Source organism: Enterobacter cloacae complex sp. S2 (assembly GCF_015159675.1).
Lineage (GTDB): Bacteria > Pseudomonadota > Gammaproteobacteria > Enterobacterales > Enterobacteriaceae > Enterobacter > Enterobacter intestinihominis.
In genome coordinates this window covers 23,334-42,181 of sequence record NZ_JADDTS010000014.1, presented here as the reverse complement: position 1 = coordinate 42,181, position 18,848 = coordinate 23,334, and the positions used below count along the sequence as shown (strand labels likewise).

The 18,848-nt window shown below is 56.2% G+C and carries 21 protein-coding genes; 10 read left to right on the top strand and 11 right to left on the bottom strand.

Translation table 11 applies throughout. The features are described from left to right. Positions 1-383 precede the first annotated feature (383 nt). Positions 384-932, bottom strand: a complete 549-nt coding sequence (locus tag IPZ49_RS07385; RefSeq protein ID WP_022649830.1) for a helix-turn-helix domain-containing protein — start codon at positions 930-932, stop codon at positions 384-386. 103 nt (positions 933-1,035) lie between these two features. Between IPZ49_RS07385 and IPZ49_RS07380 the strand changes: the two genes are divergently transcribed. Both IPZ49_RS07380 and IPZ49_RS07375 read left to right on the top strand, forming a co-directional pair. Beyond that, positions 1,036-1,695, top strand: coding sequence for an AzlC family ABC transporter permease (locus tag IPZ49_RS07380; protein ID WP_022649831.1), 660 nt, complete (start codon positions 1,036-1,038; stop codon positions 1,693-1,695). Beyond that, a complete protein-coding gene (locus IPZ49_RS07375; RefSeq protein WP_022649832.1) occupies positions 1,695-2,018 on the top strand; it encodes an AzlD domain-containing protein in 324 nt (107 codons plus the stop codon). Before IPZ49_RS07380 ends, IPZ49_RS07375 begins: the two co-directional genes overlap by 1 nt. Before the next feature lie 39 nt (positions 2,019-2,057). Here the strand turns inward: IPZ49_RS07375 and IPZ49_RS07370 are convergent, their stop codons facing one another. Beyond that, positions 2,058-2,270 carry a DUF1471 domain-containing protein gene (locus IPZ49_RS07370; protein ID WP_003861966.1) on the bottom strand — a complete coding sequence of 71 codons (213 nt, stop codon included), beginning with the start codon at positions 2,268-2,270 and terminating at the stop codon, positions 2,058-2,060. A gap of 114 nt (positions 2,271-2,384) precedes the next feature. Further along, positions 2,385-3,221, bottom strand: a complete 837-nt coding sequence (gene fdhD / locus IPZ49_RS07365) for a formate dehydrogenase accessory sulfurtransferase FdhD (RefSeq protein ID WP_045308722.1) — start codon at positions 3,219-3,221, stop codon at positions 2,385-2,387. A gap of 371 nt (positions 3,222-3,592) precedes the next feature. Here fdhD and fdnG point away from each other — a divergent pair, with 371 nt between their 5' ends. The 4 genes from fdnG to fdhE are packed head-to-tail and all read left to right on the top strand — an operon-like array spanning position 3,593 to position 9,116. Then, the gene (gene fdnG / locus IPZ49_RS07360) at positions 3,593-6,643 is read left to right on the top strand and encodes a formate dehydrogenase-N subunit alpha (protein WP_139153886.1); all 3,051 of its coding nucleotides are present in this window, start codon (positions 3,593-3,595) and stop codon (positions 6,641-6,643) included. Between the two features lie 12 nt (positions 6,644-6,655). Further along, a complete protein-coding gene (fdxH, locus tag IPZ49_RS07355) occupies positions 6,656-7,558 on the top strand; it encodes a formate dehydrogenase subunit beta (RefSeq protein ID WP_003861960.1) in 903 nt (300 codons plus the stop codon). Next, positions 7,555-8,190, top strand: a complete 636-nt coding sequence (gene fdoI, locus IPZ49_RS07350) for a formate dehydrogenase cytochrome b556 subunit (RefSeq protein ID WP_006808711.1) — start codon at positions 7,555-7,557, stop codon at positions 8,188-8,190. Before fdxH ends, fdoI begins: the two co-directional genes overlap by 4 nt. Beyond that, positions 8,187-9,116 (top strand): formate dehydrogenase accessory protein FdhE, encoded by a 930-nt coding sequence (gene fdhE / locus IPZ49_RS07345; protein WP_063146851.1) that lies wholly within the window; start codon positions 8,187-8,189, stop codon positions 9,114-9,116. Before fdoI ends, fdhE begins: the two co-directional genes overlap by 4 nt. A gap of 39 nt (positions 9,117-9,155) precedes the next feature. Here fdhE and IPZ49_RS07340 read toward each other — a convergent pair whose 3' ends face one another. Further along, positions 9,156-9,527: a type II toxin-antitoxin system VapC family toxin gene (locus tag IPZ49_RS07340; protein ID WP_080339264.1), complete on the bottom strand. Its 372-nt coding sequence runs from the start codon at positions 9,525-9,527 to the stop codon at positions 9,156-9,158. Positions 9,528-9,529: 2 nt separating this feature from the next. After that, positions 9,530-9,772 (bottom strand): ribbon-helix-helix protein, CopG family, encoded by a 243-nt coding sequence (locus tag IPZ49_RS07335; protein ID WP_023298920.1) that lies wholly within the window; start codon positions 9,770-9,772, stop codon positions 9,530-9,532. 199 nt (positions 9,773-9,971) lie between these two features. On the opposite strand from IPZ49_RS07335, the gene IPZ49_RS07330 reads away from it, so the two are divergent. After that, positions 9,972-10,892: an alpha/beta hydrolase gene (locus IPZ49_RS07330; RefSeq protein WP_063146850.1), complete on the top strand. Its 921-nt coding sequence runs from the start codon at positions 9,972-9,974 to the stop codon at positions 10,890-10,892. An 8-nt stretch (positions 10,893-10,900) separates the two neighbouring features. On the opposite strand, the gene fabY is transcribed toward IPZ49_RS07330, so the two are convergent. The 6 genes from fabY to IPZ49_RS07300 all read right to left on the bottom strand — a co-directional run bounded on the left by fabY (position 10,901) and on the right by IPZ49_RS07300 (position 15,645). Then, complete coding sequence (fabY, locus tag IPZ49_RS07325) at positions 10,901-11,842, bottom strand: fatty acid biosynthesis protein FabY (protein ID WP_022649838.1); 942 nt, start codon at positions 11,840-11,842, stop codon at positions 10,901-10,903. A gap of 44 nt (positions 11,843-11,886) precedes the next feature. Beyond that, positions 11,887-12,324: a D-aminoacyl-tRNA deacylase gene (gene dtd, locus IPZ49_RS07320; protein ID WP_063146849.1), complete on the bottom strand. Its 438-nt coding sequence runs from the start codon at positions 12,322-12,324 to the stop codon at positions 11,887-11,889. Further along, positions 12,321-13,202, bottom strand: coding sequence for a virulence factor BrkB family protein (locus IPZ49_RS07315; RefSeq protein WP_023298923.1), 882 nt, complete (start codon positions 13,200-13,202; stop codon positions 12,321-12,323). The genes dtd and IPZ49_RS07315 overlap by 4 nt, the downstream gene beginning before the upstream one ends. Beyond that, on the bottom strand, positions 13,196-13,795 hold the full coding sequence (gene yihX / locus IPZ49_RS07310) for a glucose-1-phosphatase (RefSeq protein WP_003861947.1): 600 nt from the start codon (positions 13,793-13,795) through the stop codon (positions 13,196-13,198). Before yihX ends, IPZ49_RS07315 begins: the two co-directional genes overlap by 7 nt. A gap of 118 nt (positions 13,796-13,913) precedes the next feature. Beyond that, positions 13,914-14,714: a DeoR/GlpR family DNA-binding transcription regulator gene (locus IPZ49_RS07305; protein ID WP_023298924.1), complete on the bottom strand. Its 801-nt coding sequence runs from the start codon at positions 14,712-14,714 to the stop codon at positions 13,914-13,916. Positions 14,715-14,748: 34 nt separating this feature from the next. Continuing rightward, entirely contained in the window at positions 14,749-15,645 is an 897-nt protein-coding gene (locus tag IPZ49_RS07300) for a sugar kinase (RefSeq protein WP_022649843.1), read from the bottom strand. Between the two features lie 155 nt (positions 15,646-15,800). On the opposite strand from IPZ49_RS07300, the gene yihU reads away from it, so the two are divergent. From yihU to yihS, 3 genes are read left to right on the top strand one after another with little or no spacing between them, the layout of a single operon-like run. Continuing rightward, the gene (gene yihU / locus IPZ49_RS07295; RefSeq protein WP_022649844.1) at positions 15,801-16,691 is read left to right on the top strand and encodes a sulfolactaldehyde 3-reductase; all 891 of its coding nucleotides are present in this window, start codon (positions 15,801-15,803) and stop codon (positions 16,689-16,691) included. A 17-nt stretch (positions 16,692-16,708) separates the two neighbouring features. After that, complete coding sequence (yihT, locus tag IPZ49_RS07290) at positions 16,709-17,584, top strand: sulfofructosephosphate aldolase (protein WP_058677378.1); 876 nt, start codon at positions 16,709-16,711, stop codon at positions 17,582-17,584. 14 nt (positions 17,585-17,598) lie between these two features. Then, complete coding sequence (gene yihS / locus IPZ49_RS07285; protein ID WP_022649846.1) at positions 17,599-18,840, top strand: sulfoquinovose isomerase; 1,242 nt, start codon at positions 17,599-17,601, stop codon at positions 18,838-18,840. The last annotated feature ends 8 nt before the right edge of the window (positions 18,841-18,848 follow it).

Sequence of the window (18,848 nt, the reverse complement as noted above, 5' to 3'; positions counted from 1 at the left end):
TATAAAAATTATGTGTAAATATATTTCAGAGGTTAACAAATCATAAAAATAAGCAGCCCTGCGAAAAAACAAGGTAATCACACATAAATTCCATGAATAACAAAAATAGGTTAACAGGATAAAGTATCGCCATTAAACGTGACGTCTCCCACCTAACCCAATGAATTCTCGCATAAATGAACAATTAGTCTTTCATATTTATTTATAATCCAAATGATTAAATATTCTAAAAACTGTATTAAACTTAAATTAAAGTACAAAGAACAATTCACGCCATAAATGATTTAATGGTCGAATATATTTAATATGGATATTTTGTTTTATGATCTTAGTCTCATTTTATCGCCCCGCTGTCGTCTTACCGGCAGCGGGTTTGCCGCTGTTTAGCTTTGTTCCGCCACCAGCAGCGCGTGCGTATCTGGCTCCAGCGCCTTAAAGATATGCGGCTGGTCAGCGGGATAGCAAATGTAATCTCCCGGGCCGAGCTCTTCCGCCGCGTCGATCAGGCCGACCATCGCCCGCCCCTGGGTCACGATAATATGCTCAACCGACCCTGGCGGATGCGGCTGGGAAATACGGTCTGCCCCCGGCTGAGTCAGCAGCAGGTAGATATCACGACGCGCCCCCGGCGGACACGCCGCGAGCAAAATCGCCTCGTAGTTCGCCTGCCCGGCGACAACTTTTGTGCCCTCGCCGCGGCGGATCACCTGCGTGACGGGTTGTTGCGGCTCCAGTAACCGGGCAAACGGAATATCCAGCGCCACGCAAAGCGACCAGAGCGTTTCCAGGCTAGGGTTGCCGTTGCCAGACTCCAGTTGTGAAAGCGTGGATTTGGCGATCCCGGCACGGCGGGCAATTTCCGCCAGTGAGAGCCCGGTTCGCAGGCGTTCTCGCACCAGGCTTCTGGCGATTACGCTGATTGGCTGCGTCATAATAACGGCCTCATTCTCTCTATAACGAACGAATCGTTCGCCTTGTAAAACGTTTTTGATGCGTTCATTATAATGGAAATACGTTCGATATGGCTAAAATGGTATGAAGAATCACCTCTCTTGCCTGAAAGGCGACACGATAAAAGCGATCGTCCTGGTCTGCCTAGCGGTGGGCGTGGTCGGCATGTCTTATGGCTCACTGGCGATGGCCTACGGTTTCCCGCTGTGGGTGCCGTTTGTTCTCTCCCTCACGGTGCTGGCAGGCGCATCCGAGTTTATGTTCATCGGCATCGTGGCGAGCGGCGGCAATCCGCTGGCGGCGGCCGCAGCCGGTTTACTGGTAAACGCGCGCCATGTGCCGTTCGGCGTGACGGTGCGTGACCTGGTGGGCAAGCGCGGCCTGAGCTTTTTGGGCTGTCATATCATGAACGATGAAAGCGTGGTGTTTGGCCTGTCGCAAAAAACCGCCGAGCAGCGTAAAGCGGCCTACTGGCTGTGCGGGTTAGGCGTGGCAATCATCTGGCCGCTGGGCGCGGTGCTGGGGGCGATGGTCGGCAAGCTACTGCCAGACCCGGAAACCATCGGGCTGGACGCGGTGTTCCCGGCGATCCTGCTGGCGTTAGTGGTGCCGGCATTTAAAAACCGTACCACGCTGATCCGCGCCTGTAGCGGCGCGTTGTTGTCGCTGGCAGCCGTGCCGTTCGCACCGGTGGGCCTGCCGGTGCTGCTCTCTTTGCTCGGCCTTGCCGCGAGGAAAAAATAATGGAAAACATGACGGTCTTTATTCTCGGCATCGCCATTCTTTCTGCCGGAACCTATCTGATGCGTCTCGGCGGGGCAAAACTCGGCAGCCGGCTGGCGCTTTCTGAACGGTCGCAGGCGCTGCTTTCAGATGCGGCTACCGTTTTGTTGTTCTCCGTCGCGCTGGCGACAACGTTTTATGAAGGGGACCATTTTGCCGGGATGGCGCGCGTGCTGGGGGTGGGGTTCGCGGTGTTTCTGGCCTGGCGCAAAATGCCGTTAATTGTGGTGATCGTCGCGGCGGCGGTGGTGACGGCGCTACTGCGTCTGGCGGGCATAAACTAAAAAGCGCCCCAGGGGCGCTCTTTCGACGGTACTGCGAAATTATTTGTTCAGTTCAGCGGTCATGTGTACGCGGTTACCGGTGAATGCCTGGGTAATTTTGTAGGATGACGCGCCCGCTTCCTGAGCCTGTGCGGCGATTTTAGCTTCAGCACCGTCCAGCGTAGAGGCGGATGCGGTCACAGTCTGCGCAGCGAAAGAACCGAAAGATGTAGCAAGAGCGATTACTGCGACAAAAGTTTTGATGCTTTTCATGAGATAAACCCTTTCGTTAAGTTGTTTAGATAAGGCACCGTGCCTTGATGAGATAAATACTAGACCTCATCATGAACAACTAAAAGCGGAAGGATTTGCTATACTCATTCAAAATTACTGATTAACAATTAATCGCTGCGGATGGGTGTAAATTGTCGCCCTGCCTGGCTTGCAGAACCCCACCAGCGTCAGGTTGCAGCGCTCCGCCACTTCAACCGCCAGCGTGGTTGCCGCTGACACCGCAAACAAAATTTCCACGCCGCACATGGCGGATTTTTGCACCATCTCGTAGCTGGCGCGGCTGGAAACGAGCGCGGCCCCTTGCTGCCAGACGTTGTTTTCCCGAGCGCGACGGCCCAGCAGCTTATCCAGCGCGACGTGGCGGCCAACATCTTCATGCCCGCCTGCAATGCTCCCCGACGGCAATACCCACGCCGCCGCATGCGTACAACCGCTGAGCTGGCCGATGGGCTGAACGTCATTCAGGTGCACAAGCGCCCGATCAAGATGCGCCAGATTGAACGTCTGGGTGAACGGCAGGGGGATAATGGGTTTGCCGATATCGTTAAGCTGTTCAACACCGCACACGCCGCAGCCGGTACGTCCGGCCAGCGCCCGGCGGCGCTCTTTCAGCCCCATAAAGCGGCGGCTGGAGAGTTCGATTTGCACTTCGAGACCGTTACAGGCCGGTACGACGTCCATGCCGTAGATCTCCTGCGGATGCGCAATGATGCCTTCCGAGAGGGAGAAACCGATGGCGAACAGCTCGAGATCTTTCGGCGAGGCCATCATCACCACATGCGAAATCCCGTTGTAAACCAGGGCAACGGGGACCTCTTCCGCCAGAAAATCCGGCGTGGCATGTGAAATGTGAGGCGGTCTGTGTACCGACAGTTCCACAATGCCCGCAGGCAGTGGCGACGCGTGGGTAGCACGGTTTTGTTTAAACACGACGGTATTCCTGAACAACCACGGAAGTGAGCCTGCTATTGCACCACAAACAGCGGACCTTACGCATAGTATGGATCAACTTTTCAGCATCCATTCTCCTACTCAATTCGGAGGGGTGCAACCGGTCATCTGCTACACACCCTTAACATCCGCAGAGAGAAATGTGATTGATATCACACTTTATAATCAATGCCGTGATAATACGTTCACTTTGTTTTAACGCCGTTGGAACAGGCGTACCGACATTGTGGTATTCTGGGCTTATCCCTCGGAGAAATGAGGGATTAACGCAAATTTTTCTCCTTTGCGGTTAATTCTCAACCGCAAAGTAAAACTACATAGCAATGTCGTAATGAACCAAGGAGTGACCCATGCAGGTCAGCAGAAGGCAGTTCTTTAAGATCTGCGCTGGCGGTATGGCAGGCACCACGGCGGCGGCACTGGGCTTTGCGCCCGGCGTAGCGCTGGCGGAAACTCGGCAGTATAAACTGCTGCGCACCCGCGAAACCCGTAACACCTGTACGTACTGCTCCGTCGGCTGTGGGCTGTTAATGTATAGCCTCGGCGACGGTGCGAAAAACGCCAAAGCATCTATTTTCCACATCGAAGGCGATCCGGATCATCCGGTCAACCGTGGTGCGCTGTGTCCGAAAGGGGCCGGTCTGGTAGATTTTATCCACTCCGAAAGCCGCCTGAAGTTTCCTGAGTACCGCGCTCCCGGCTCTGACAAATGGCAGCAAATCACCTGGGAAGAGGCGTTCGATCGCATCGCTAAGCTGATGAAAGAAGACCGCGATGCCAACTTTATTGCGAAGAATGCCGAAGGCACCACCGTTAATCGCTGGCTCTCCACCGGCATGCTGTGTGCTTCAGCGTCCAGTAACGAAACCGGCTATTTAACCCAGAAATTTACGCGCGCACTCGGTATGCTCGCGGTCGACAACCAGGCGCGTGTCTGACACGGACCAACGGTAGCAAGTCTTGCTCCAACATTTGGTCGCGGTGCGATGACCAACCACTGGGTCGACATCAAGAACGCCAACCTTATTGTGGTGATGGGCGGTAACGCCGCTGAAGCGCACCCTGTCGGGTTCCGCTGGGCGATGGAAGCCAAAATCCACAACGGCGCGAAGCTGATTGTGATCGATCCCCGCTTTACGCGTACAGCGTCAGTGGCGGATTTCTACACCCCTATTCGTTCAGGTACTGACATCACTTTCCTGTCAGGCGTATTGCTGTACCTGATGACCAACGAAAAATATAACCGCGAGTACACCGAAGCCTATACCAACGCCAGCCTGATCGTGCGTGAGGATTACCACTTCGAAGATGGCCTGTTCAGCGGTTATGACGCAGAAAAACGCAGGTACGACAAAACCAGCTGGAACTACGAGCTGGACGAAAACGGCTTTGCGAAGCGCGACACCACCCTGCAACACCCGCGCTGCGTGTGGAACCTGCTGAAAGAGCACGTGTCCCGCTATACGCCAGAGGTTGTCGAAAACATCTGTGGGACGCCGAAGGCGGACTTCCTGAAGGTGTGCGAGCTTATCGCCGAAACCAGCGCCAAAGATAAGACCGCGTCGTTCCTGTATGCACTCGGCTGGACGCAGCACTCCATCGGCGCGCAGAACATCCGCACCATGGCGATGGTTCAGTTGCTGCTCGGCAACATGGGGATGGCAGGCGGCGGCGTTAACGCCCTGCGCGGTCACTCCAACATTCAGGGTCTGACCGACCTTGGCCTGTTGTCTCAGAGCCTGACGGGTTACATGAACCTGCCGAGCGAGAAACAGACCGACCTGCAAACCTATCTGACGGCCAGCACGCCAAAACCGCTGCTCGAAGGCCAGGTAAACTACTGGGGCAACTATCCGAAGTTCTTCGTCTCGCTGATGAAAGCTTTCTACGGCGACAAGGCGACGGCGGAAAACAGCTGGGGCTTTGACTGGCTGCCGAAGTGGGACAAAGGGTACGACGTCCTCCAGTACTTCGAAATGATGCACCAGGGCCAGGTCAACGGCTATATCTGCCAGGGCTTTAACCCGGTGGCGTCGTTCCCGAACAAGAACAAGGTTGTCGAGTCTCTGTCGAAACTGAAGTATCTGGTGACGATTGACCCGCTCAATACCGAAACCTCGACGTTCTGGCAGAACCACGGTGAGTCGAACGATGTCGACCCGTCGAAGATTCAGACCGAAGTATTCCGTCTGCCGTCCACCTGCTTCGCGGAAGAGAACGGCTCTATCGTCAACTCTGGCCGCTGGTTGCAGTGGCACTGGAAAGGTGCGGACGCCCCGGGCATCGCCCTGAACGACGGCGAGATCCTGGCCGGTATCTTCTTACGCCTGCGTAAAATGTACGCGGCTGAAGGCGGCGCAACGCCTGAGCCGGTGCTGAACATGACCTGGAACTATTCGACGCCGGAAAACCCTGCGCCGGAAGAAGTGGCCATGGAGAGCAACGGTAAGGCGCTGGCGGACGTTATCGACCCGGCGACCGGCACCGTGCTGGCGAAGAAAGGCGATCAGCTCAGCACCTTCGCACACCTGCGTGACGACGGTACGACGTCAAGCGGCTGCTGGATCTTTGCCGGTAGCTGGACGCCGAAAGGCAACCAGATGGCCAACCGCGATAACGCCGACCCGTCGGGCCTCGGTAATACGCTGGGCTGGGCATGGGCATGGCCGCTTAACCGCCGCATCCTCTATAACCGTGCCTCTGCTGACCCGCAGGGCAACCCGTGGGATCCGAAGCGTCAGCTACTCAAGTGGGACGGCGCGAAATGGGGCGGTGTGGATATTCCGGACTACAGCACTGCCGCACCAGGCAGCGATGTCGGGCCGTTTATCATGCAGCCTGAAGGGATGGGGCGCCTGTTTGCTATCGATAAGATGGCGGAAGGTCCGTTCCCGGAACACTATGAGCCGTTTGAGACGCCGCTGGGTACTAACCCGCTGCACCCGAACGTGGTCTCTAACCCGGCAGCCCGTATCTTCAAGGGCGATTTTGAAGCGCTGGGTAAAAAGGACAAGTTCCCGTATGTCGGCACCACTTACCGTCTGACTGAGCACTTCCACTACTGGACCAAGCACGCGCTGCTGAATGCCATCGCGCAGCCGGAACAGTTTGTGGAGATCGGCGAGAAGCTGGCGAACAAACTCGGCATCGCCCATGGCGATACCGTGAAGGTCTCCTCTAACCGCGGCTACATCAAAGCCAAGGCGGTGGTGACCAAGCGTATTCGCACGCTGAACGTTCATGGTCAGCAGGTGGATACCATCGGCATCCCAATTCACTGGGGTTATGAGGGCGTGGCGAAGAAAGGGTTCATTGCGAATACCCTGACGCCGTTCGTCGGTGATGCGAACACGCAGACGCCGGAGTTTAAGGCCTTCCTCGTGAACGTGGAAAAGGTGTAACGGAGACGACTTATGGCTTATCAATCTCAAGACATTATCCGTCGTTCCGCGACTAACGGTTTCACGCCCGCGCCTCAGGCGCGGGACCACCAGCAGGAAGTGGCGAAGCTTATCGACGTGACCACCTGTATCGGCTGTAAAGCCTGTCAGGTGGCTTGTTCAGAGTGGAACGACATCCGTGACGAAGTGGGTCACAACGTCGGGGTGTACGACAACCCGGCGGACCTGACCGCCAAGTCCTGGACGGTAATGCGTTTCTCGGAAGTGGAACAGAACGACAAACTGGAATGGCTTATCCGCAAAGACGGCTGTATGCACTGTGCGGATCCGGGCTGCCTGAAGGCGTGTCCGTCAGAAGGGGCTATCATTCAGTATGCCAACGGCATCGTCGACTTCCAGTCTGAGCAGTGTATTGGCTGCGGCTACTGCATCGCGGGCTGTCCGTTCGACGTGCCGCGCATGAACCCGGAAGACAACCGCGTCTACAAATGTACGCTGTGCGTTGACCGCGTAAATGTCGGTCAGGAGCCAGCCTGCGTGAAGACCTGCCCAACCGGCGCTATCCACTTTGGCTCTAAAGAGGATATGAAAACGCTGGCGGCAGAGCGCGTGGGCGAGCTGAAAACCCGTGGTTACGATAACGCGGGCCTGTACGATCCGGCCGGGGTTGGCGGTACGCACGTGATGTACGTGCTGCACCACGCCGACAAGCCGAATCTGTACCATGGCCTGCCGGAGAACCCGGAAATCAGCGCCACCGTGAAGTTCTGGAAAGGTATCTGGAAACCGCTGGCCGCGGTCGGTTTTGCGGCCACCTTTGCAGCGAGCATCTTCCACTACGTCGGCGTTGGTCCGAACCGCGCGGAAGAGGAAGACGATAACCTGCATGAAGAGAAAGACGAGGTGCGCAAATGAGAAAACGTGACACCATCGTGCGCTACACCGCGCCGGAACGCATCAACCACTGGGTCACCGCCTTCTGCTTCATGCTGGCGGCGATAAGCGGGCTGGGGTTCTTCTTCCCCTCCTTCAACTGGCTGATGCAGATACTGGGCACGCCGCAGCTGGCGCGCATCCTGCACCCGTTCGTGGGTGTGGTGATGTTTGCCTCGTTTATCATCATGTTTTTCCGCTACTGGCACCATAACCTAATCAATCGGGATGATATCTTTTGGGCGAAGAATATTCGTAAGATCGTCGTCAACGAGGAAGTGGGTGATACCGGGCGTTATAACTTCGGCCAGAAATGCGTATTCTGGGCGGCGATTATCTTCCTGGTCCTGTTGCTGGTGAGCGGCGTGATCATCTGGCGTCCGTACTTTGCGCCTGCTTTCTCAATCCCGGTGATCCGATTTGCGCTGATGCTGCATTCATTTGCCGCAGTGGCGTTAATTGTGGTTATCATGGTGCATATCTACGCCGCCCTTTGGGTGAAAGGCACCATTACCGCGATGGTGGAAGGATGGGTAACCAGTACATGGGCGAAGAAACATCACCCGCGCTGGTACCGTGAAGTCCGCCAGAAACAGGAAAAGTCATCTGAATGAGTATTCGCATAATCCCGCAAGATGAGCTGGGGTCGAGCGAGAAACGCAGGGCGGATTATATTCCGCCGTTGTTGTTCCCCAGACTCAAGAACCTCTACAACCGCCGCGCAGAGCGTCTGCGCGAGCTGGCAGAGAACAACCCGCTGGGCGATTTTCTGCGTTTTGCCGCGCTGGTCGCCCATGCGCAGGAAGTGGTGCTATACGACCACCCGCTGCAAATGGATCTGACCGCACGCATCAAAGAAGCCAACGCGCAGGGCAAGCCGCCGCTGGACATTCACGTTCTGCCGCGCGACAAGCACTGGCATAAGCTGCTGCATTCGCTGATTGCCGAGCTGAAGCCCGAAATGAGCGGCACGGCGCTGGCGGTCATTGAGAACCTGGAAAAAGCCTCAGAGCAAGAGCTGGAAGAGATGGCGAGCGCGCTGTTTGCCTCCGACTTCTCGCTGGTGAGCAGCGATAAAGCGCCGTTCATCTGGGCTGCGCTGTCGCTCTACTGGGCGCAAATGGCGAGCCTGATCCCGGGTAAAGCCCGCGCTGAATATGGCGAAGCGCGCCAGTTTTGCCCGGTGTGCGGCTCAATGCCGGTCTCCAGCATGGTACAGATTGGTACGACGCAGGGGCTGCGCTACTTGCACTGCAACCTGTGTGAAACCGAGTGGCACGTGGTGCGCATCAAGTGCAGCAACTGCGAACAGACCCGCGATCTGAACTATTGGTCGCTGGAAAACGAAGACGCGGCGGTGAAAGCCGAAAGCTGCGGCGACTGCGGGACCTACCTGAAGATTCTGTATCAGGAAAAAGACCCGAAAGTCGAAGCGGTAGCCGACGATCTCGCCTCGCTGATCCTGGACGCGAAGATGGAGCAGGAAGGCTTTGCCCGTAGCTCGATCAACCCGTTCCTGTTCCCGGGGGAAGGGGAGTAATCTCCTGTGAGAATGCCGGGCGGCGCACGCTTGCCCGGCCTACAGGTGGTAAGGTGAAACGACCCCAGCAATACCCGAAAAGTCTTTCGTATTGCGCGAAATTAACGGACAGCTTCTGCTCTGAGCAGTAGCCAGAATAATGGCGTCAGGAAGCTTCATCCCGTGCTGTTCGCGAAGTAATACGCTTCTTTCAGCAATTTCCCTTGTTATATCAATAATTTCAAAGGCCCCCATCACGGCTGCCGTTTTTGCTTCTTGACCGTGCCTGCGAGCGCCCACCATTACTTCCATCCATGTGATGAGGCTAATGGCACGATGCGAAGCTGTGCGATCGATCGCATCCGCAGCCTCAACGTGGTTATTAAAAAGATCGATGAGGATATTGGTGTCAAACACAGCCATGTGCTCCATCATTACCACTCCTCACGCAGCTTGCGTTCGTACTCGAGCCCATCTTCCTGCTGATTTCCCCACAGGCCAAGCGCTTCGCGGATAACCGATGAATTCTGCTGGTCGAGATACAGTTCTATGGCTTCCCGCAGCAGTTCGGCGCGCGGCCGGTTGCGCAACTGCTTCAGGTTATCCAGTCGTTGAATCACGTCATCAGACAAATCGATCAGTATTCTGCCCATAGTAAGGTCCGCCAAAAGACTCATATATCACCTTAGTATATCATCCACGGTTAATTTTCAGGCAATATATCCATAATTAAGACATGGTTAAAGAACATTGTTAAGGCAGTCACCGATTTTGCGAGCCGCTTTCCAGGACATTTATATCTTCAAATTCCTCTGTTTTCATCTTTCGTAAACCAGGCTATAAAGCTGTATATAAATACAGCATGAGGACGTAACCATGGCGCTGGAAAAGGGAATTGATAAGCTTGTACAAGATTTTATTGCAGCAGGGCGGCCTTCCTCGCGAAAGCAGAATATAGATGAACGGAGAGCCGGGTATGTTGCCAGCACAGCTCTGGCCGGGGAGACAGAAACTCGTGTCCAGGTTGAAACGCTTGTTCTTGAGGAGATGACCTTTCGGCTATTTTCGCCTGTCAATGCCCCTGAAACGTTACCTTGTGCCCTCTACTATCATGGCGGTTGTTTTGTCAGCGGTGGGTTTGAAACCCATGATAATCAGCTTCGCCAACTGGCGTTTTACGGTAACTGTCGGGTCATTGCGGTTCAGTACAGACTCGCACCCGAGCATACCTTCCCCGCTGCGCATGACGATGCAGAGAGAGCGGCAGATCTTGTCTGGCAAAATGCAGAACAATTAGGTGTGGATAAAAACCGGATTACACTTTGTGGAGACAGTGCGGGAGGGCATCTTGCGCTGGTAACGTCATTGCGGCTTAAGGCCAAAGGTCTCTGGGATCCCGCACAGCTCATTCTTATCTACCCCATGCTCGACGCTACGGCCAGTTTTGAAAGCTATACCCTCAATGGCATGGACTACGTAATTACTCGCGATACCCTTTTGAGCGGCTATGAAATGTATCTGGATAAAGCTGACCGTCAGCATCCTGAAGTCAGCCCACTGTGGCGCAACGACTTTAGCGGTCTGCCGAAGGTCCATATTGTTACCGCTGAGTATGATCCGTTACGAGACGAAGGCGAGGCGCTTTATCAGCGCCTCACGGAGCAAGGCGTGAAGTGTACCGCTCAACGATGGCGGGGTGTAATTCACGGCTTCTTCCAGTTGGGTGGAATTAGCCAGTCAGCGCGAGACGTTATGCGAGATATTGCCTGGCGCATTAACCATGCAGGGCGAGAGTGAGAAGGATACTACTCCTCCTCGTTCCCGCCCTCTTCATACGCGCCATACGGCTTCGCAGGCAGAACGATATAGGTGCCTTCAAACACCGCGCCCGGCGTTTCATCGCCGAACAGCTCAACCTGCATTTGTACGCGTGCTTTACGCCCACGCGCCAGACGGTCGAGATCGCCGCCCAGTGCGCCCAGGTCAGCTACCGCGCTCGGCTTGCCGCTGATCGGCGCGCTGTAGCGGATATGGGCATCGGCCAGAATAATGGTGCCGCCGAGATGACGTTCGCGCAGCATCAGCCAGATCAGTCCCCAGCCGGTGAGCGTGGCGAGTGAAAACAGGCTACCGGCAAACAGGGTATGGTGTGGGTTCTGGTTGCCGGTTTCCGGCATGGTGGTAATAAATTTTTGCCCGGTATATTGCTGAATACGCACGCCCATTTTTTCACTGAGCGGAATGTGCTGATACCACGCCTGCTGGAGCTGCCCGCACCAGTCGGCACGATGGAGAATATCGTCCAGGGTGGCGATGGGTTTGATCATCAAAAAGTGACGAATCGGCGTAGTTTGCGGGGCGGTGATTTCCCCCTGATTCACGAAACCAAGCTTGGCAAAGAACTCAACGGCATCTTCACGGGCGCTACAGGTGACGCGCTTGACCCCTTCCTGACGGGCGACGGATTCCAGCGTCATTGCCATCAGCGTTCCGAGGCCTTTGTCCTGCACGGAGGGGTGAACGGCCATAAAGCGGATTGAAGCTTCGTTGTCGGCATTGATATACAAACGCCCCACGGCAACCAGATTGCCCTCTTCATCAACCACCATCTGGTGGTGCGCCATCGCGTCCCAGGCGTCGCGTTCAGACCCTTTAGGTTGATGCAGTGGCTTGCGCAGCATTTCCCAGCGGAAATGGTAATAAACCTCTAACTCTTCTTCCGTTTGCGGTACTCGAAGGTGATACATAGCTGTACTCTCTCTTGTTACCCGCGGCCAGGCCGCCAGTTGGCTCATACCTGGAGCCAGAATGTGACGGGGCCATCGTTCACCAGCGAAACCTGCATATCCGCAGCGAATCGTCCGGTTTGTGTATTCATGTCCTGTTGGCGACAGCGCTCAACAAAGTACTCGTAAAGGGCTTCTGCGCGATCCGGTGCCGCGCCCTTCGAAAAACTCGGCCGCATGCCGCGTTCGGTATCCGCAGCCAGCGTAAACTGGGACACCACCAGCACGCTGCCGCCCGCCTGCTGAACGTTCAGGTTCATCTTGCCTTCCGCATCGCTGAAAATGCGGTAGCCCAGCACGCGCTCACACAAGCGGTTGGCTTTTTGTTCGTCGTCATCCTTTTCGACACCCAGGAGCACCAAAAGTCCTGGGCCGATTTCACCCGTCACCTCATCCGCCACGGTGACGCTGGCACGGATTACGCGCTGAATCAATGCAATCATGGTTGGTCTGCTTCTTGTTGTTTTTCAGCTTCTGCTGCTTTTTTAAGTTCGCGGTAGACCCCGAGAGTGACAGTTATTTCGGCGCCAAGCAAGACGATGCACCACGTCCAGTAGACCCAGACAAACAAAATGGGGATCACCGCCAGTACGCCGTAAATCAGCTGATAAGAGGGGAACATGGTGATATAAAGCGCGAATCCTTTCTTGCCCAACTCAAAGAGCAACGCCGCGACCAGCGCACCCACCACGGCATCCCGGTTGGGTACACGCGTAGTTGGCACCACGCTATAAAGCAGCCAGAACGAAAGCCACGATAAAATCAGCGGGAAGATGCGCAGCACGTTATCGATAACGCTGTTTAAATCGCTCGCCCAGCGCAGCGAAAGAAGGTAGGAGCTGATCGCCAGGCTCGCCCCCGCCAGCAAGGGGCCGAGGGTTAAAATCATCCAGTAGACGGCAAAGGAATAGACCTTTGGGCGGACTTTTTTGCTCCGCCAGATAGTGTTGAGCGCACTGTCGATGGAGTACATCAGCAGCAGCGCGGTAACAATAAGCCCACACGCCCCCACCGCCGTCATCTTGCTGGAGTTAGCGACAAACTGTTCAATGTAGTTCTGGATCACATCGCCGGTGGCAGGAATAAAGTTTGCGAAAACAAAATGGCGAAGCTGCATGCTCACATCGGCAAACATCGGAAACGCCGAAAAAAGCGCAAAAATCACCGCCACCAGCGGAACCAGCGAGAGCAAGGACACGTAAGCGAGATTGCCCGCCAGCGTGGTCATGTTGTCCTCATCAATGCGATGCCAGAGGAGTTTCAGCCACGCCCTCAGCGGGCGCGTGTGGTGATTGGCTTTTTGATGAACGGTTTTTAGCATAACTGCTTCGCAAAGTAGTTCGGTATCGTCTCTTTTCCGGTCACCAGAATGGAGGTGATACCTAACTGATTAGCCCCTTCTATATTATCGGCGTTGTCGTCAAAAAAGACCGCATCCGCTGCCGTGAATCCTTCTTCCTGCAATACCGCCTGATAGATGCGCGCCTCAGGTTTACGCATCCCCATCTCCTGGGAGAGATACACTTTATCTGCCGCCGCGTGAATTTCAGGGTATTCATCCGGCCAGAAGGTGGTATGCAGGCGGTTGGTATTAGACAGCACGACAACGCGATGCCCCTGCTCGCGCAGCTTGTGCATGATGTCGATCACTTCGGGGCGGATCGCGACAAATATAGCCTGCCAACCGTGGGAAAATTGCTCGTAGCTTAACGAGAGACCCATTTCCTGACAGAAACGCTCTGCGAACGCTTCGTCGCTGATCTCACCGCGCTCGTGCAAATGGAAAGTCTCACCCATCGCGAAATTCTGCTTTAACGTCGCCAGCGGAACACGGCTAAAATCGCTCCATGCGCCCAGCACCCGGTTAAAATCGATATCGACGATAACATTTCCTAAGTCAAAGATATAAAGCATGTTTATCTCCTTTCGCCGTGGAAAAGTAACTGTAGCGGGAAAGAGAAAGTTTAGCTATGCGCCAGATTCAGCTTAGAGAAAGGAAAGGCCCGCATCGCAATATCGGGCCATAAGACGATCAGCCAGCCTGCTGCTCTTCTCCGGAATTCACTTCGACAACCTCAACCTTGCTGGATTTTAGGTGACTTTGCAGCGCCGGGCCGGGCAGCTCATCGGTGAACAGTGCCGTCGCCTGCGCCACGTTGCCAATTTCAACCGCCGCGGAGGCGTGGTATTTCGTATGATCGGCCGCCAGTAAAATGTGGCGGGAGTGGGCAATCATGGTTTTCACCACGCTGGCTTCGTTAACGTCAAATTCCATCATCGCGCCGTCGTGCTCTATCGCCCCCACGCTGGTCACGAGGTAGTCCGCCCGGAAGCCAGACACAAACGCCGTTGCCGCAGGCCCGATAATGCCGCCGTTATGCGGGCGCAGCGTACCGCCAGGTACCATCACCTCAAAACGCGGGTTCTTATAAAGAATGTGCGCCACCCGCAGGCTGTTGGTGATGATGCGCAGATGATTATGATTAAGCAGTGCCCGGGCAACGTGCTCCACGGTCGTCCCGATAGTGATAAAGATGGTCGAGCCATCCGGGATATAGTCCGCAATCGCTTCGGCAATCGCCCGTTTCTCTTCGGTCAGCGAAACTTCACGCTGTTCGAACGCCGTATTGACCACGCTGGATGCCCTGCCCGCACCGCCGTGATGACGGGTGATCAGCCCCTGCTCGCTGAGCTTACGGATATCCCGGCGCACGGTTTGCGTCGACACATCCAGCAGCTGCGCCAGTTCATCAATGTTCATATAGCCGCGATCGGCAATCAGCGTCAGCAGCTGATCGTGACGCGGGTTGCCGGTCAGTTCGGTAAGGCTCATGGGCTGTCCTCTGAAAACCATCACGCCCCGCATTTTATACAAAAAGTGACAAAAAAGAGCGGGTTTGATCACAGTCGGGTATACCCGCGCGCCCGCCGGGCTTTGTGCATTTCAGTGCTGCGACGGCGCTGGCAAAACGCACGGCGTCTGCGGCGGGCAATTTCTGCCCCAGGCTGACCGCCAGCGCACCGTGGAACACGTCGCCCGCGCCGGTGGTATCAATGACGTTCACTTCAAAACCAGGCTGATGACATAGCGCGCCGTTTTCCAGCCAGAAACAGCCGTCTCGCCCCTGCGTGACATACACATGTCCATTTGTGAGCATTTGTGCTTTTTTTAATGCGTCTTCTGTTTCATCCAACTGCGTTAAACGCCGCAGCCCAGGCGCAGAGAAGGCCGCGTGATCGCTTAAGGCGATCAGCTCCGCGATATCCTGCGGGGTAACATCCGCATCCAGCAACGTCGGAACGCCCTGCTGACGGGCCAGGGTAAATGCCTGTTTTGCCCCGTCATGCCAGCGCACGTCGGCTAAGACAATGTCCCACTGAGAGAAGTCGATTTCATGCAGCCAGCCTGCCTCGGCGGGCAGATCGGGGCTGGGGTAGTTAGCAATCACTCTTTCCCCACCTGCGTCCACCAGCACTGCCGATTGCGACGATCGGGCCCCCTTAACTACGCGCGTATAGCGGGTGTTCACCCCCAGGGATTCCAGCTCCGCAAGCAACCGTCTGCCGGTATCGTCGTCCCCCACCCGACCAATAAAATCCACTTCCGCGCCCAGTTTCGCGGCTGCCACTGCCGCCGTTGCCGCCGGGCCGCCGCCCACTTCCGTGTAGTCTTTTGCGACATATTTCCCACCTTCTTTTGGTAAATCATCGAGATACCAGATGCGATCCAGCACGGTAATGCCGACACAAACGATGCGAGTCATGGTGATTCCTTCTGCGATTTCTGATGCCTTCATTTTAATTTCACCAAATGTTTAAAAAGTGACCCGTGTCAATTTTTTGACTATAAATTACAAATACGATCAAAAACAGACACCACAAACGCGCAAAAATTGACACGATGTGACAGGAGAGAGGCATGTCAGCAATCGCATTTATCGGCTTAGGACAGATGGGCGCACCCATGGCGAAGAATCTGTTGAAACAGGGCCACCAGCTTAACGTTTTTGATGTGAACCCGCAGGCGGTTCAGGCGCTGGTAGAGAGCGGCGCCCGGGCGGCGGCAACGCCCGCACAGGCAGCAACGGATGCCGAATTCGTGATCACTATGCTGCCAAACGGCGACCTGGTGCGCAGCGTGCTGTTCGGCGAGCACGGCGTGTGCGAAGGATTATCCCGCGACGCGCTGGTCATTGATATGTCCACCATTCACCCGCTGCAAACCGACGCGCTGATCCGCGACATGGCAGAGCAAGGCTTCAGCCTGATGGACGTGCCCGTCGGGCGCACCTCTGATCATGCCATCGCCGGTACGCTACTCCTGCTGGCAGGCGGCACGGCAGAGCAGGTTGAGCGCGCCACCCCCGTCTTAATGGCGATGGGTAATGAACTGATTAACGCCGGCGGGCCGGGAATGGGCATCCGCGTGAAGCTCATCAATAACTACATGAGCATCGCCCTGAACGCCCTTTCCGCCGAGGCCGCCGTACTGTGCGAAGCGCTTGGCCTCTCCTTTGACGTGGCGCTCAAGGTGATGAGCGGCACACCTGCGGGCAAAGGCCACTTCACCACGTCATGGCCGAACAAGGTGCTGAAAGGGGATCTTTCACCCGCCTTCATGATCGACCTTGCGCATAAGGATCTGGGGATCGCCCTCGACGTGGCCAACCAGCTGCATGTCCCAATGCCGCTGGGCGCGGCTTCACGCGAAGTTTACAACCAGGCACGCGCCGCCGGGCGCGGGCGCGAAGACTGGACAGCCATTCTTGAACAGGTTCGCGCATCTGCCGGGCTGAAAAAATCACACTGATACGAAAGGACTGAGGAATGACGATGTACACCCTGAAAGATATCACCCGACCTTCCGGCGGTTTTGCGATGCTGGCCGTGGATCAGCGCGAAGCGATGCGCCTGATGTTTGCGGCGGCAGGCGCGCCGGTACCGGTAACCGACCAGCACCTGACGGATTTTAAAGTCAACGCGGCAAAAATTCTGTCGCCGTACGCCTCTGCCATTCTCGTCGACCAGCAGTTCTGCTATCGCCAGATTGTCGAGCAGCGGGCCGTGGCCAAAAGCTGCGCGATGATTGTGGCAGCCGACGAGTTTATTCCGGGGAACGGTATTCCGGTCGACAGCGTGGTGATCGACAAGAGCATTGACGCGCAGGCGGTCAAACGCGACGGCGGCAAGGCGCTGAAGCTGCTGGTGCTGTGGCGCAGCGATGAAGATCCGCAGCAGCGCCTGGAGATGGTGAAAGCGTTCAATACGCTGTGCCACGATAACGGTCTGTTGAGCATTATCGAGCCGGTTGTGCGTCCACCGCGCCGCGGCGCCGCGTTTGACCGCGAGCAGGCGATTATCGATGCGGCCAAAGAGCTGGGCGACAGCGGTGCCGACCTCTACAAAGTGGAAATGCCGCTGTTTGGTAAGGGCACGCAGCAGGAGCTGCTGGCGGCCTCGCAGAAGCTGCACGAGAACATCGCCATGCCGTGGGTGATCCTCTCCTCCGGCGTGGACGATAAGTTATTCCCGCGCGCGGTGAGCGTGGCGATGCAGGCGGGGGCATCGGGCTTTTTAGCCGGTCGCGCCGTCTGGTCCTCTGTGATTGGCCTGCCGGACACCGAGCTGATGCTGCGTGATATTTCCGTACCAAAACTTCAGCGTCTGGGTGAGATCGTCGACGAAATGATGGCTCGCCGTTAAGAAAGGATCCGAACATGAAATGGTTTAATACCCTGAGCCATAACCGCTGGCTCGAACAAGAGACCGACCGCATTCTCGATTTCGGTAAAAACGCCGCCGTACCGACCGGCTTTGGCTGGCTGGGCAATAACGGGCAGGTGCGTAGCGATATGGGCACCCATCTGTGGATCACAGCCCGCATGCTGCACGTGTACGCGGTGGCGGCGAACATGGGCCGTCCTGGTGCGTACGCCCTGGTTGAGCACGGCATTAATGCCCTGAACGGTCCGCTGCGCGACAAGCAGCACGGTGGCTGGTACGCCTGCGTAAACGATGAAGGCGTAATTGATGCCTCCAAGCAGGGCTATCAGCATTTCTTCGTCCTGCTGGGCGCGGCGAGCGCCGTCACCACCGGCCATCCGCAGGCACGCAAGTTGCTGGACGACGCCATCGAGGTGATTGAGCGTTACTTCTGGAGCGAACAGGAGCAGATGTGCCTGGAGTCCTGGGATGAAGCGTTCAGCAAAACGGAAGATTACCGCGGCGGTAACGCCAACATGCACGCCGTGGAAGCCTTCCTGATCGTTTATGACGTGACCCACGACCGTAAATGGCTCGACCGCGCCCTGCGCATCGCCTCGGTGATTATTCACGACGTGGCGCGCAAAGGGGAGTACCGCGTTAACGAGCATTTCGACACCAACTGGAACCCGATCCGCGACTACAACATCGATAACCCCGCCCACCGCTTCCGCGCCTACGGCGGCACGCCGGGGCACTGGATTGAGTGGGGTCGCCTGATGCTGCACCTGCGCGCCGCGCTGGAAGCCCGCTTTGAAACCCCGCCGGAATGGCTGCTGGAAGATGCGAAAGGCCTGTTCCACGCCACTATCCGCGACGCCTGGGCACCCGACGGGGCCGATGGCTTTGTCTACTCCGTGGGCTGGGACGGTAAACCTATCGTCCGCGAACGCGTGCGCTGGCCAATCGTCGAAGCGATGGGTACGGCTTACGCGCTCTACACCGTCACCGGTGAGGCGCAGTACGAAGCCTGGTATCAGAAGTGGTGGGATTACTGCATCAAGTACCTGATGGATTACGAAAACGGTTCATGGTGGCAGGAGCTGGACACCAATAACGAAGTGACCACCAAAGTCTGGGACGGCAAGCAGGATATTTACCATCTGCTGCACTGCCTGGTGATCCCCCGCCTGCCGCTGGCGCCGGGCTTAGCGCCTGCCGTAGCCGCCGGATTACTGGATAGCCTGGCCAAATAATAAAGACG

What these genes read in the sequence shown, in the direction of transcription:
- yihS (WP_022649846.1), top strand. Translation starts at nt 17,599, where the DNA reads ATGAAATGGTTTAATACCCTGAGCCATAACCGCTGGCTCGAACAAGAG.
- IPZ49_RS07335 (WP_023298920.1), bottom strand. Translation starts at nt 9,772, where the DNA reads ATGAGTCTTTTGGCGGACCTTACTATGGGCAGAATACTGATCGATTTG.
- fdoI (WP_006808711.1), top strand. Translation starts at nt 7,555, where the DNA reads ATGAGAAAACGTGACACCATCGTGCGCTACACCGCGCCGGAACGCATC.
- IPZ49_RS07375 (WP_022649832.1), top strand. Translation starts at nt 1,695, where the DNA reads ATGGAAAACATGACGGTCTTTATTCTCGGCATCGCCATTCTTTCTGCC.
- IPZ49_RS07305 (WP_023298924.1), bottom strand. Translation starts at nt 14,714, where the DNA reads ATGAGCCTTACCGAACTGACCGGCAACCCGCGTCACGATCAGCTGCTG.
- yihX (WP_003861947.1), bottom strand. Translation starts at nt 13,795, where the DNA reads ATGCTTTATATCTTTGACTTAGGAAATGTTATCGTCGATATCGATTTT.
- dtd (WP_063146849.1), bottom strand. Translation starts at nt 12,324, where the DNA reads ATGATTGCATTGATTCAGCGCGTAATCCGTGCCAGCGTCACCGTGGCG.
- IPZ49_RS07370 (WP_003861966.1), bottom strand. Translation starts at nt 2,270, where the DNA reads ATGAAAAGCATCAAAACTTTTGTCGCAGTAATCGCTCTTGCTACATCT.
- fdxH (WP_003861960.1), top strand. Translation starts at nt 6,656, where the DNA reads ATGGCTTATCAATCTCAAGACATTATCCGTCGTTCCGCGACTAACGGT.
- yihT (WP_058677378.1), top strand. Translation starts at nt 16,709, where the DNA reads ATGACGATGTACACCCTGAAAGATATCACCCGACCTTCCGGCGGTTTT.
- IPZ49_RS07330 (WP_063146850.1), top strand. Translation starts at nt 9,972, where the DNA reads ATGGCGCTGGAAAAGGGAATTGATAAGCTTGTACAAGATTTTATTGCA.
- IPZ49_RS07340 (WP_080339264.1), bottom strand. Translation starts at nt 9,527, where the DNA reads ATGGAGCACATGGCTGTGTTTGACACCAATATCCTCATCGATCTTTTT.
- IPZ49_RS07315 (WP_023298923.1), bottom strand. Translation starts at nt 13,202, where the DNA reads ATGCTAAAAACCGTTCATCAAAAAGCCAATCACCACACGCGCCCGCTG.
- yihU (WP_022649844.1), top strand. Translation starts at nt 15,801, where the DNA reads ATGTCAGCAATCGCATTTATCGGCTTAGGACAGATGGGCGCACCCATG.
- fabY (WP_022649838.1), bottom strand. Translation starts at nt 11,842, where the DNA reads ATGTATCACCTTCGAGTACCGCAAACGGAAGAAGAGTTAGAGGTTTAT.
- IPZ49_RS07385 (WP_022649830.1), bottom strand. Translation starts at nt 932, where the DNA reads ATGACGCAGCCAATCAGCGTAATCGCCAGAAGCCTGGTGCGAGAACGC.
- IPZ49_RS07300 (WP_022649843.1), bottom strand. Translation starts at nt 15,645, where the DNA reads ATGACTCGCATCGTTTGTGTCGGCATTACCGTGCTGGATCGCATCTGG.
- IPZ49_RS07380 (WP_022649831.1), top strand. Translation starts at nt 1,036, where the DNA reads ATGAAGAATCACCTCTCTTGCCTGAAAGGCGACACGATAAAAGCGATC.
- fdhE (WP_063146851.1), top strand. Translation starts at nt 8,187, where the DNA reads ATGAGTATTCGCATAATCCCGCAAGATGAGCTGGGGTCGAGCGAGAAA.